At 66.2% G+C, this 12,406-nt stretch carries 14 protein-coding genes and 1 tRNA gene; 7 read left to right on the forward strand and 8 right to left on the reverse strand.

Annotated elements, in window-relative coordinates; genetic code table 11:
- The first annotated feature begins 115 nt into the window (after positions 1-115).
- From L284_RS30005 to L284_RS30015, 3 genes are all read left to right on the forward strand, one after another.
- Positions 116-295 (forward strand): hypothetical protein, encoded by a 180-nt coding sequence (locus tag L284_RS30005; RefSeq protein WP_031341603.1) that lies wholly within the window; start codon positions 116-118, stop codon positions 293-295.
- Between the two features lie 91 nt (positions 296-386).
- Positions 387-1,031 carry a glutathione S-transferase family protein gene (locus tag L284_RS30010; protein WP_021233005.1) on the forward strand — a complete coding sequence of 215 codons (645 nt, stop codon included), beginning with the start codon at positions 387-389 and terminating at the stop codon, positions 1,029-1,031.
- 106 nt (positions 1,032-1,137) lie between these two features.
- The gene (locus L284_RS30015) at positions 1,138-2,202 is read left to right on the forward strand and encodes an AI-2E family transporter (protein WP_021233006.1); all 1,065 of its coding nucleotides are present in this window, start codon (positions 1,138-1,140) and stop codon (positions 2,200-2,202) included.
- A 67-nt stretch (positions 2,203-2,269) separates the two neighbouring features.
- On the opposite strand, the gene L284_RS30020 is transcribed toward L284_RS30015, so the two are convergent.
- Entirely contained in the window at positions 2,270-2,902 is a 633-nt protein-coding gene (locus L284_RS30020; RefSeq protein ID WP_031341604.1) for a DUF4198 domain-containing protein, read from the reverse strand.
- 435 nt (positions 2,903-3,337) lie between these two features.
- Positions 3,338-3,427, reverse strand: a tRNA-Ser gene (locus L284_RS30025).
- Between the two features lie 151 nt (positions 3,428-3,578).
- Here L284_RS30025 and hspQ point away from each other — a divergent pair.
- Entirely contained in the window at positions 3,579-3,959 is a 381-nt protein-coding gene (gene hspQ, locus L284_RS30030) for a heat shock protein HspQ (RefSeq protein ID WP_031341605.1), read from the forward strand.
- Between the two features lie 70 nt (positions 3,960-4,029).
- Here the strand turns inward: hspQ and L284_RS30035 are convergent, their stop codons facing one another.
- Positions 4,030-4,935, reverse strand: coding sequence for an ABC transporter permease (locus L284_RS30035; protein WP_021233009.1), 906 nt, complete (start codon positions 4,933-4,935; stop codon positions 4,030-4,032).
- Between the two features lie 95 nt (positions 4,936-5,030).
- Between L284_RS30035 and L284_RS30040 the strand changes: the two genes are divergently transcribed.
- The 3 genes from L284_RS30040 (at position 5,031) to L284_RS46790 (ending at position 7,168) form a co-directional block, all read left to right on the forward strand.
- On the forward strand, positions 5,031-5,726 hold the full coding sequence (locus L284_RS30040; RefSeq protein WP_021233010.1) for a GcrA family cell cycle regulator: 696 nt from the start codon (positions 5,031-5,033) through the stop codon (positions 5,724-5,726).
- 22 nt (positions 5,727-5,748) lie between these two features.
- Entirely contained in the window at positions 5,749-6,423 is a 675-nt protein-coding gene (locus L284_RS30045; RefSeq protein ID WP_021233011.1) for a peptidylprolyl isomerase, read from the forward strand.
- Positions 6,424-6,910: 487 nt separating this feature from the next.
- Positions 6,911-7,168: a hypothetical protein gene (locus tag L284_RS46790; RefSeq protein WP_152524611.1), complete on the forward strand. Its 258-nt coding sequence runs from the start codon at positions 6,911-6,913 to the stop codon at positions 7,166-7,168.
- Positions 7,169-7,267: 99 nt separating this feature from the next.
- Here L284_RS46790 and L284_RS30050 read toward each other — a convergent pair whose 3' ends face one another.
- From L284_RS30050 to fliN, 5 genes are all read right to left on the reverse strand, one after another.
- On the reverse strand, positions 7,268-7,942 hold the full coding sequence (locus L284_RS30050) for a flagellar hook assembly protein FlgD (protein ID WP_021233013.1): 675 nt from the start codon (positions 7,940-7,942) through the stop codon (positions 7,268-7,270).
- Between the two features lie 12 nt (positions 7,943-7,954).
- Positions 7,955-9,358, reverse strand: coding sequence for a flagellar hook-length control protein FliK (locus L284_RS30055; RefSeq protein WP_160172095.1), 1,404 nt, complete (start codon positions 9,356-9,358; stop codon positions 7,955-7,957).
- 94 nt (positions 9,359-9,452) lie between these two features.
- A complete protein-coding gene (gene flhA / locus L284_RS30060; protein ID WP_021233015.1) occupies positions 9,453-11,552 on the reverse strand; it encodes a flagellar biosynthesis protein FlhA in 2,100 nt (699 codons plus the stop codon).
- A 22-nt stretch (positions 11,553-11,574) separates the two neighbouring features.
- A complete protein-coding gene (locus L284_RS49010) occupies positions 11,575-12,039 on the reverse strand; it encodes a helix-turn-helix domain-containing protein (RefSeq protein ID WP_031341607.1) in 465 nt (154 codons plus the stop codon).
- Positions 12,039-12,398 carry a flagellar motor switch protein FliN gene (gene fliN / locus L284_RS30070; RefSeq protein ID WP_031341608.1) on the reverse strand — a complete coding sequence of 120 codons (360 nt, stop codon included), beginning with the start codon at positions 12,396-12,398 and terminating at the stop codon, positions 12,039-12,041. The genes L284_RS49010 and fliN overlap by 1 nt, the downstream gene beginning before the upstream one ends.
- Positions 12,399-12,406: the final 8 nt, after the last annotated feature.

Below are 12,406 nucleotides of genomic sequence, written 5' to 3' on the forward strand. Positions count from 1 at the left end.
ACCGACCGGGGCCGGATCGCCTTCCGGCCACTTGTGCGCAGAGGAGCCATTTGCCCGCTCGTGCGCTGTTCCATGGTCACCGCCCCGCGTGGCGAGCAACGATCAGGAGAGCGACATGAGCATCAAGGGTCAAGCCAAGGAAGCTGCCGGCTATGTGAAGGAGGAAGCCTTCGAGCACGGCGATTCGCCCGAAAGCAAGCAGAAGGCCCAGGAGGGCCGCGACCTGCGCAACGAGGGCCGCATCGAGGACGGCAAGGCGCCCAAGCCCGGCACCCCCGGCACCGAAAAGCCTTGATCGAGCAGCACCGCCCGGCCTTTACAGGACCGGGCGGTTCTTCGCCGAAGGTCATGAGCAGCCTCTGCGCCGATCCTGCGTTCATCTCCGCATGATCACTGTCCACCACCTAGAAAACTCGCGCTCGCAGCGCGTCCTCTGGCTGCTGGAGGAACTGGGCCTCCCTTATGCGGTCCGCCGCTACGAGCGGGACGAGAAGACCATGCTCGCGCCGCCCCAGCTTCGCCGCGTCCATCCCCTGGGCAAATCGCCGGCGATCGTCGACGATGAGGAAGAGGCACAAGGCTCGCCGCGTACGGTCGCTGAAACCGGCGCCATCATCGAGTATCTCACGGACAAGGCAGGCGGCAGGCTCGGCCCGCCGGCGGAGCGCGAAGAGGCACTGCGCTATCGCCATTTCCTGCATTATGCGGAAGGCTCGCTGATGCCGCCGCTGCTGGTCGGGCTGGTGCTGGGCCGCGTTCCCCTGTTCGGCCGGGCGGCGCGAAAGCGGCTGCAACCGATGATCGACGTCCACCTCGACTTCGTGGAACGAGAGCTTGCCGGGCGCCAATGGTTTGCCGGAGATGCCTTCACCGCCGCTGACGTGATGATGAGCTTCCCCCTGGAGGCCGCCCACGCCCGCGCCGGACTGGGCGGCTCTCGTCCCGCAACGATGGCCTGGCTGGAGCGGATCCATGCTCGCCCGGCCTACCAAGCGGCCCTCGCCAGCGGCGGCCCTTACCGTTACGCCTGAGCTGCGCTTCATCCGCCCGGCGAATTGACAGGCCCGGAAACGGCGGAGCAAAGCGGGATACGGCGCGTTTCAGCGCGTGACGATTTCCAAGGGGGTTCTTCCACACATGACCATGAACCGCGCACGCGTCGAGAACGGGGGCCTGATCCTCTTCCTGGCGGCGATCACCATCGCGCTCACGCTCGTCGTGTCCAGCTTCATCGGCGCCCTGCTCTGGGCGGCGCTTGCGGCGCTGCTGTTCCAGCCGCTGTTTCAGCGGCTGCTGTCCCGTTGGCCCGAACGGCGCAACCTCGCTGCGGCGCTGGCGCTCTTAGTGATCTCGGTGGCGGTGGTGATCCCGGCGCTGATCGTCACCAGCCTCGTGGTCGAACAGGCGGCCGGGGTCTACGCCCAGATGCGCGACGGCCAGATCAACTTCGCGGAGTATTTCCAGAAGATCCACGACGCCCTGCCCCTGCGCATCCAGCAGACGCTGGACGGCTTCGGGTTCAATTCCTTCGAACGCGCGCAGGCCCGCATCAGCGAGGCCATCAGCAACAGCGTCAGCGTGATCGCCAGCCGCGCGCTCGCGATCGGTGCGAACGCGGCCTCCTTCATGCTCGCCTTCGGCGTGGGCCTCTACGTCACCTTCTTCCTGCTGCGGGACGGCGAGCGGATCGGCCCGGCCGTAGTGCGAGCCCTGCCGCTGGAGCACGGAGTTGCCTCGCGCCTGGCCGAGCGCTTCGCCACGGTCGTGCGCGCGACGGTCAAGGGGTCGGGTCTCGTCGCTCTGGCGCAAGGCGCGCTGGGAGCGATCACTTTCGCGATCGTGGGATTGCCGGCCGCCCTGCTGTGGGGGGTGCTCATGGCCATTGCCGCGCTGCTTCCTGCCATCGGGCCGGCCATCATCTGGGGGCCGGTGGCAGTCTACCTGCTGGCCACGGGGGCGATCTGGCAAGCCGCCGTCGTGATCGGCTCCGGCATTCTCGTGATCGGTCTGGCCGACAACGTGCTTCGTCCCATGCTCGTCGGCCGGGACACCGGCATCCCCGATTGGCTCGTGCTGGTGACGACTCTGGGCGGCATCGAACTCGTGGGGCTGAGCGGCATCGTGATCGGCCCATTGGCGGGCGCGCTGTTCATGACCGGATGGACCATCATGACCGAACAGCGCATCGGCCACGAACTTTAAGCGAGCATCGGACGGGGCCTCCGGAAATCCGCCCAAGCGGATCTCCGGAGGCCCCGTCCGATCTCGATCAGTCCACCAGGAAGCTGGTCGTGGCGATACGATGCAGCACGGCGACTTCGCCCACCGACGTGTCGAAAGCGCCTTCGTCCTTCTGCGAACTCGTCAGCAGATAGCGGCCTTTCCCGCGAACGGGCACGGTGACGACGCCCTGCGCATCGGCCCTCAGCGCCTTGGTCCATTTGTCGGGCGAAATCACCGTTACCTCCGCCCCGGCAACAGGCTTGCCGTCGCGGACGACCGTAAAGCGATCACCTCCGGCACTGACCGGAGCGATCTCGAACGGCATGACCGCGCGGGCATCGGCGCGGCCAGCCCGCGCGTAATAGGCGACCGCTTCCTTCTTGCCCTCTTCGCCCCAGGGGTCGAAGACGCTGTCGTCCTGCGCGCGAACGTCACCGGCAGGCACTGCGACTTCCAGATAACCCGCCTTGCGCGCCATCGGGGCCGTGCTCGCGGGAACCAGCTTCGGCGCCTTGAGATGGTCGAACTCCGGATCGCCACCGGGTGGCAATGCCTCGGCCGGCTCGCCCAGATAGATCCGCGCCGGACCGGCACCATCGCGCTCGATCCAGACTTCGTGCGCCTGGGCGGCCGGCGCGAAAACGGCCAGCAAGAGCGGCGCCAGGTACTTTGCCTTCATGTCAGGCTCCTTCGAGTTGCAGGACCGGATTCCGAAATCGTCGCGGCCGCCGAAACCAAGTCGGCCAACCAACGATGCGGCGAATGGCGTGATCGCCCGGTCTTCCCAACGCGGCATAGCAAACGAATTATCGCGAGTCACTCGCAACAACGCGAAAACGAAGCATTCTGTCCAGTTATCAGCGACTTCGAAAGGCAGACCGCTCCGCTCAACGCGCCCCCGCCGATGCTGTTACCAACACCGGTGTTGCTAGCTTTCGGAGAGGTTTTTCCCGGCGTACGCCAGGCGATCCGATTCCCCATGCCCCGCCTTGTACCCCATGACACCCCCTGCAGAGAAGGAACAAGACGGGATCGATTGGGACAAGGTATAGACGACAGAACGCAGGAATTCAGCCCCTTGCGGGACTGCTTTGGGCTGATCTGGATAGATAAGTGGCGGAGAGGGTGGGATTCGAACCCACGGTACGGTTGCCCGTACACTGCATTTCGAGTGCAGCGCATTCGACCACTCTGCCACCTCTCCGCTAGAGATGCGATGCAGCGGACAGGGCCGCCGGGTCGGGAAGCGCGCCACTAGCCTGACCTTTCCGGCTTGCCAACCCCTTCTTTTCAAAAATGGGGATTATCCACAAGCATTCCTTGTGAGCACCCCGCCGGAAACCTATATTTCCCGCATGAACAAGGCCTCATTTTTTTCTCCGACGGCCGGCCGCATCATCGATGCACCGCGTGAAACAAAGGCGCGATTTGGAATCGGCGATGTCGTTCGCCACAAGAATCACGACTTTCGCGGTGTGATCTTCGATATCGATCCGGTCTTCGCGAACAGCGAGGAATGGTACGAATCCATCCCTCTGAACGTGCGTCCGCGGCGCGACCAGCCTTACTACCACCTCCTCGCCGAGAACGAGGAATCGAGCTACGTCGCCTATGTCAGCCAGCAGAACCTGATGGACGATGCGGAGGGCGGCCCGGTCGATCACCCGTCGCTTTCGCAGATCTTCGAGGATTTCGACAATGGCCGCTATCATCTGCGGCGCGGGTTGACGCACTGAGCAGGCATGAAAAACCCCGACCGGAAGTCCGGCCGGGGTCTATTGGGCTATAAGCGCGCAAGGCGACTGATCAGCCCTTGATCTTCCAGCCCGAGCGCAGAACCATGTAGACGATGCCGGCCAGAACGGCATCCAGCAGGCCCATGCCCAGCGCACTGTGCAACACGGCCATGTTGGTGTCGCCGATGTCGCTGACGCCCAGGAAGCCGAAGCGGAAGCCGGAGATGACATAGAAGAACGGATTGAGGCGGCTGATCGCCTGGAAGGCCGGTGCGAGGTTGTCGATCACGTAGAACGTACCGGAAAGCAGCGAGAGCGGCGCGATCACGAAGTTGGTAACGGCGGCGTTGTGATCGAACTTCTCGGCCCAGATGGACGAGAGCAGGCCCAGCAGCGAAAGGAAGATCGATCCTGCCAGGCCGAACCAGACGACGGCCCAGGGATGCGCCATCGAAAGACTGACGCCCGGCCAGAGCAGCATGGCCCCGGTCAGCGCCAGACCGACGAGCACGGCGCGGGTCACCGAGGCGCCGATCATCGCCAGCATGAGTTCCCCTTCGCTGAGCGGCGGCATCAGGTAGTCGATGATCGTACCCTGGATCTTGCCGGCGAGGAACGCAAAGGCGGCATTGGCGAAGGCGTTTTGCATCATGCCCATGACGATGAGGCCAGGCGCCACGAAGGTCGCGAAGTTGACGCCGAGCACTTCGCGCCCGCCCCGGCCCATCGCCACCGTGAAGATCACCAGGAACAGCAGGGTGGTAATCGCCGGCGCCCAGATCGTCTGGGTCTGGACCTTGAAGAAGCGCCTGACCTCCTTCATATAAAGGGTCTTGAGCCCCTCCCAGTTCACCTGATGGATCTGGGGGTCTCCCTTCGCCGGGAACTGGCGGGCCGAAACCGCCCGAGGCGCGATGCTTTCGGGTGCGGTCCTTTCGGACGTCGGCAGTTCGGTCGAATTCGTTTGATCGCGCATGGACCGGCGAGTATCGGCTGCAGCTTTCCAAGGCAAGCCGCGCCACGGAATTTAGAGGCGATTCCCACTTCGCCCGATGAAGAGATGGAACACGAATGAGCTGGACGGACGAGCGGATCGAGAAGCTGACCAAGATGTGGGAGGGTGGTGCCACTGCCAGCCAGATCGCGGACGAGCTTGGCGGCGTCAGCCGCAACGCAGTGATCGGCAAGGCCCACCGCCTCGGCCTCAAGGCCCGCCCTTCCCCGGTCAAGGCCAACGAAAAGCCCGTGCGCCCGGCGCCGGCGCCCAAGAAGCCGAAGCCGGTTGAAGCCGCGCCTGCTGCACCCGAGGCCAAGGTGGAAGCCCCGGTCGTGCGCGCCGCGCCGCCGCCGGTCGCTCCTGCCCCCCGCGCGCCGGAACCCGCTGCGCCCCCAGTCGCTGCCGAGGATGTCGCGCCTGTCGCGCCCAAGGGCCCGAGGGTGGTTTCGGTCGGTCCCGGCGGCTTCCTGCGCCAGGGGCCGGGCGATCAGCAGCAGCCGATCCCGCCGGCTCCGCCGCGCCGCCTGGTGCCCGCCAAGCCGAGCGCCGAAATTGCCGACAAGACCAGCCTGCTCGACCTCAACGACCGCGTCTGCCGCTGGCCGATGGGTCACCCCGGCGAGCCGGACTTCCACTTCTGCGGAGACAAGGTGAACCCCGGGTTCCCCTATTGCGTCGAGCATTGCGGCCGGGCCTATCAGGCCCAGCTTCCGCGCGGCGCGCGCCGTCCTCCTCCGCCCCTGCCCTTCGGCGGCCCGCGGGTCCGCTGAGCTTATGACGAGGGCGCGGCACATGGCTCGGTCGATCCGGCTTGCCGCCGTGTCCTTCGTCGTGGCGGCCTGTGCCGCGCTGGCCGGGGCTGCATCCGCGCAGGATCTTCCCCCGGCGGCCGCTGCGGAAGCGGCCGTGCCGGTCGAGCACGTCTACGTCGCCCTTACCACCAGCACGGGCGTCATCGTCCTGGATCTGGACAAGACCCATGCGCCGCTGACGGTGGCCAACTTCCTCAAGTACGTGGACGGCAAGCGCTTCGACGGCGCGACCTTCTACCGTGCCATGCATCTCGATTGGGGCGATAAGCCCAGCGGCCTCCTTCAGGGCGGTCTTCAAGGCGTCGACGTCTTTCCTCCGGTCGCGCACGAGCCGACCGATGTAACGGGCATCAGCCACAAGGCCGGCACGATTTCCATGGCGCGCTTTGCGCCCGGCAGCGCCACGGCCGACTTCACCATAATGCTGAGCGACATCCCCTCGCTCGATGCGCAGCCGGCATCCGAGAACCCCGACAGCCGCGCCGGCTTTGCTGCCTTCGGCCATGTCGTATCGGGCATGGATGTGGTGCGACGGATCTGGGACGAACCCCGCTCGCCCACCAAGGGCGAAGGGGTGATGAAGGGCCAGATCCTGGAGCCGGCGATCAAAATCGTCAGCGCCCGCCGCGTGCCGGCTCCGCCGCCGGCATCCTGACGAGCCGCACGCCCAACACGTTATGAACCCCGGCGATCGGGTCCGAACCGTCTCTGCAGGAGGCGCTTCTCGGGCCTTTCCGGAGCCGGCCCGCCCCCCTTACCAAATTTTCACCGCCGCACACGACGTCAGCTGCTAGGGACACGCGCTCTTCCGGCCATGCGCGGCGATTCGAATTTCCTGTAATTTCAACGCCGCAAAGCGCCATTAGTCACTCTCAAGCCTGGATTTCCCTGCGGGTAAGAAAGAGTTTACCTTCTTTCTTATGCGATACGGGAAATCCCTTAGTTGGTCCTGATGGTCCGTACAGCCATTGCTCGCGCAGGGGTTGTCTTATCCTCTCAGGTCCGGGGGCACGGACTGCATTTACTCGGTTCGCTGTACTATTGAGAGTGCGATGGTAGAAAATTTACCTTGGAATTGCGCTGGCGAAGCCGGCCCAAATGTCGTTTCGCACGAAGAGTTCTGGTTTTCGCTGAAGGTGCGGGTGGATTCAACATCCCAGCTTTGGCAGGCAGCCGCGCTTCGCTGCATGAGCCATTCGGACATGTCCTATGAGGAGGTCGACGAATTGATCGGCCCGATCGAGGACCCGTCGATCGCCGAGTGCCTGATGGTCCTGGCCCTGCCCGACCGCATACCCGGCTGTACGCGGCTCGACGTGGCACTGCAGGCCTCCGAAAGCCCGCCGCTCGCGACGGTCTCCGGCACGGACAGCTGTCGCAGCACGGTAGGCCAGGCCTGAACAAGAAAAACCCCTGGACCGGATGGCGGTTCAGGGGTTTTGCTTCGCCTTTGCGCCTGCTGCGGGAGAGCCCCCTTCCAGGCACTCTCCCGCTCCGTGTCAGGTGTCGATGTTCGTTCCCGCCGCCGCGATCGCGACGAGGCCGGAGGCCGACATGCGGATACCGTTCACGCCCAGCATGATGTTGCTGCCGTCGGTCACGACGTCGCTGACGATCGCGACCGAATTGATCGTGGTATCCAGCTTGTTGCCCACGCTGTCGGTCGCCTCGACGGAAAGCGTGTAGGCGCCCTCCGCGGCCTTGGAGCCGTCCGCCAGGGTTCCGTCCCACTTGTAGGTGCCCTGCGACTCGGCATCCAGCTTCACCGTGTTCACGACCTTGCCCGACGAGTCCTTGATCGTCGCGGTCAGCGCCGCCGGGGTGCCGTCGACGTAGTAGGTCCAGTGGGCAGGCGCATCGCCCAGGCCCGCCACCGGGGAGTCGAAGCGCGCTTCCCGGCCGATGTAGCTGGAAGCCTGCGACATCTGCTGCGACGCCAGCTGGCTCAGGATATCCTTGAGCTTGCCGGTCTGCTGGATCGACTGCTCGACCTGCGAATACTGCACCAGCTGCTGGGTATATTCCGAGGTATCCATCGGATCGAGCGGATCCTGGTGGGTCATCTGCGTGGTCAGCAGCTTGAGGAACAGGTTGTAGTCCGCCAAGAGGCCGGAATCGGCCGCCGGCGTGGTGCCGTTCGTCGCCGTGGACGAAGTGCCTGAAACGGTCGTCATGTCTGTTCTGCCTTATGCCATGAGATCGACATGGCCGCTGCTTCTCAGCGGCCGATAGATCGGGTCTTCGCTCCCGCCGAAACCGTCACCGGCCCCGCCGTGGGAATGGATGCCGGCCTGTCGCTGGCCCTGCTCTCCCTGCCAGCGCTGACCGCCCTGCCCGCCCGAACGGCTGTCGAAGCGCAGGGACTGCCCGTCGGAACGGATGCCGGCATCGGCCAGGGCGCGGCCCAGATCGGTGCTCTCGCGGCGCAGCATGTCCAGCGAGGAGGCGCTGTCGGCGGAGAGGACCGCGCGAAGCACGCCGTCGTGATCGAAGGAGAGCCGCACGTCGATCCGGCCCATGTGACGGGGATCGAGGCGGATGAGCAAGTCGTCGCCGCCCTTGTCGAGCGCGCGGGCGATTTCCACGCCGATATCGTTGCCGAACTGGCCCTGCTGCACGGAAACCGTGGCGCTCTGCAGCGCCGACTGCGCCGGAGGCGCGTAGGGCAAAGCGGCGGGGCGGCTCGCGGTGCCGGTCAGGGTCTGGCTGAACAGCGGCGCGGAGAGGTTCGCGTCGGACGAAGCCGGGCCCTGGTCGGGCGCGCGCTCGGCGGTCGTGCCGGCACCGGCCGCGGCATTCTGGCTGCGCGCGCCGGATGGCTCCTGCGCAGCCTGCCCGTGAGCAAGGGATGACGCTGCCGCACCGGGCTTGGCAAGCTTGCCGGAGATCCCGGCGCTGCCTTCGCCGTTGTCCTTTCCGGCCTCGGGCTCGGCAGCCCCCTCGCCGTGCGCAGACGGCGGCGCGACCGCGAGCTGCGGCTGGATCGAGGGCGCTGCGGTCGGCTGAGTTTGGGAAACCGGGACCTGGAGAGCCAGTGCGGCGGCGGCGTCACCCTGATCGTGCTTTGCGGCCGGCAGGTCGGCATCGTCCTGCGCGGAGGGATCGTCTGCAGCGCCGTCCGATGGCGCGGTCGATGCCGTGGGCTCGGCGGAAGCGGCCTGCTCGACGAGTTGCGGCAGGATCGGCTGATCCGCGGCGACTTGCGGCTTGATGTGATCGGCAGCGGGAGCGGCATCGGCGTCACCGGGCTTGCTGTCCGCCGGTTTGGCATCCGCAGGTCTGGCCTGCTGTGCGCTCGTCGGCGGCTGGGCCTCGGCTGTCATCGGCGGCAGCAGCGCCGGATCGCCTGCCAGGGTGTCGGCGGGGGTAGCCGGAGCCGTCGCCAGCTCGCTCGCGGCAGCCTGCTCGCTGCCGGAACCTGCCGCCGCCTCGCCGGGCGTTCCGGCGATCGACGACGACGCCTGGGTCATGCCGAGCAGCGACTGGAACGATCCCGCAGCCTGTTTCGCACTCGTCAGGGAGCCGTTGCCGGCAAGACCGTCAGCGGCTGCGGCGCCGCTCGGCTGCGCCATGGGAAACAGGGAACTCACGGAAACCGGCATTACAAGACGTCTCCCGGCCGGCGACATGCGGCCATCACTTCATCATAGAGGAATTGCGGGCGGCCCGGTCGCGCCTGGGCCATTAGCCCAACGTGCCCAGGCTGCGCAGCCGGGCGCGCGGGTGGATCTCGTTCTGAGAGAGCACGACCGTCGCGGGGCGGACGCGTTCGATGATCGAGCGGACGAATGGCCGCAGGGGCGGGCTCGTCAGCAGGCACGGGATCTCGCCCTGCCCCGCGAGGCGGTCGTAAGTGTCGCGCACCGTAGCGATGAAAGCCTGGAGCTGCGAAGGCGCCATGGCGAGGTGACGATCGTCGCCCTGGCCGACAATGGCCTCGCCGAAAGCCTCGTCCCACTCGCCGCCGAGGGTGACGATGGGGATCGTCCCGTCGAACGTCTGCTGCGCCGAGATCTGCCGGGCCAGCCGGGCGCGGACATGTTCGGTCACCTGGGTGAGGTTGCCGGTCATTGCCGTCGCTTCGGCCACGCCTTCCAGGATCGTGGGAACGTCGCGGATCGAGATGCCTTCGGACAGCAGGTTCTGGAGCACGCGCTGGACGCCGGAGATCGAGATCTTGCTCGGAATCAGGTCCGCGATCAGCTTCTCGGTGTCCTTGTGGACCTCGTTCAGCAGCTTCTGCGTCTCGGTGTAGGAGAGCAGGTCCGCGATGTTGTCCTTGACGATCTCGGTCAGGTGGGTGGTGACGACCGTGCCGCAATCGACCACGGTGAGGCCGCGGAAGCCGGCTTCCTGCCGCATGTCGCGGTCGATCCAGAGCGCAGGAAGCTGGAACACCGGCTCCTTCGTCGGCTCGCCGCGGATGCCGACGTCCTGGCCGCCGGCGTTGATCACCAGCAGCTTGCCGATGCGCAGTTCGCCGCGCGCGATCTCCGTCTCCTTGACGTAGACGATGTATTCGTTGGGCTTGAGCGCCATGTTGTCGAGGATGCGGACCGAAGGCAGCACGAAGCCGTAGTCGATAGCCATCTGGCGGCGAAGCGCACGGACCTGGTCGTCCAGGCGCGGCTCGGCCTGGGAATCGTTGATGAGCGGCAGCAGGCCATAGCCCAGCTCGATACGCAGCGCGTCGATGGCCAGCGTGCGCGAGATCGGCTCCTCGGCCTGCGCCTCCATCTGTTGCTGCTCGGCCATGGCCTCCTGCATGCGCTCCTGCGCGGCATTGGCCTCGGCCTTGCGCGCCATCGACCAGGCTGCCCATCCGCAGAGCCCCGCCATCGCCGCGAAAGGAACGAACGGCAGCCCCGGCATCAGCGCCAGCACGCCCATCAGCACCGCGACGATGCCGAACGCCTTGGGATAGCGGCCGAGCTGGTCGCCCAGCGCCGCGCCGGTCTTGCCGACGACGCCGCCCTTTGACACCAGCAGGCCCGCAGCCGTGGAGACGATCAGCGCCGGGATCTGGCTGACCAGGCCGTCGCCCACGGTGAGGATGGTGTACGTGGTGAAGGCTTCGCCGAACGGCACGCCGTGGATGGCGACGCCGATGATCAGGCCGACCACGATATTGATCGCGGTGATCAGCAGACCGGCGACGGCATCGCCCTTCACGAACTTCGAGGCACCGTCCATGGCGCCGTAGAAGCCGCTCTCCGCCTCGATCTCGGCGCGGCGTTCGCGCGCCTGGGTTTCGGTGATGGTGCCGGCGTTGAGGTCGGCGTCGATCGCCATCTGCTTGCCGGGCATGGCATCGAGGCTGAAGCGCGCCGCCACTTCGGCGATCCGGCCCGCGCCCTTGGTGATGACCACGAAGTTGATGACGATGAGGATCGCGAAGATGGTGAGGCCGATGACGGTCTCGCCGCCCATGAGGAACTCGCCGAAGGCCGCGATCACGCCGCCCGCCGCCTGGTGCCCCTCGTGCCCATGGCCGAGGATCAGGCGAGTCGAGGCGAGGTTGAGGCCCAGACGCAGCATCGTCACGATCAGCAGGATCGTCGGGAAGCTCGAAAGTTGCAGCGGCTTCTCGATGAACAGCGCCGTCATCAGGATCAGCACCGAGGCGGTGATCGACAGGGCCAGGCCCATGTCCAGCATCCAGCCCGGCATCGGCAGGATCAGCATGCCGATGATGGCACTGACGCCCAGCGCCAGCGCGAGATCACGGCTGGGGCCGAGGCGGGTCAGCAACTGCTCCAGCCTTTGAGAGACGATTGCGTTCATCGCTTAACCGGGTTCCGAAAGTTCAGTGACGGATCAGGCCGGGCGGCACCGGAACGCCGTCGGACAGGAAAGTGCGCAGCTTGTTGCGCATGGTGCGAACCGAAATGCCGAGCATGGACGCTGCACTGGTGCGGTTGCCCCGGCAATGCTCCAGCGTCTTGAGGATCAGTTCCCGCTCGACGTCGGCGATGTTCTGGCCCACCAGCTCGGAGACCGCCATGCCGACCGAAGGCGCGGCCGAAGCTGCACCTTCGCGAGAAAGCCGCTCCCCGCGCAGGCGGGAAAGGACGTCCTCCAGGTTCACGGCGATATCGACGACCACCAGGTCATCGCGCGCCCGGTGCCAGTCCTCCAGCACCGTGGATGTGGCCGTGCCCACGGCGATGCTGGCGGCGGAACCGCGCACCATCTCCACCGCGAGACCCATCGCGTTTCCGAGATCGCCGACCAGCATCAGCCGGGTGGGATCGGTTTCGGAAACGGGCATCATGCCTCCTGCCGGACGATTTCGGTGAGCGTGATGCCCAGCGTGCTGTCGATCAGCACGACTTCGCCGCGCGCGATCAGGCGGTTGTTGACGAAGATGTCCACCGGCTCGCCGACGCGGCGGTCGAGTTCCACCACCATGCCCGGCTTCAGGCGCAGCAGTTCGCCGATGTCCATCCGCGAACGGCCGAGCACGGCCTGGACTTTCACCGGCACGTCGAACACGGCCTGGAGATCGTCAGGGGTAGGCGGCGTGGTCGGACGCGGCGGAATGGCCGTCTCTTCCAGGTTCACGTCTGCGGGCATTTCGTCGGTCAGGTGAGCAGGCGCCAGTTGGCGCGGCTCGAGCTCGTCGCTCATGGTCATAC

The organism is Novosphingobium lindaniclasticum LE124 (assembly GCF_000445125.1).
Lineage (GTDB): Bacteria > Pseudomonadota > Alphaproteobacteria > Sphingomonadales > Sphingomonadaceae > Novosphingobium > Novosphingobium lindaniclasticum.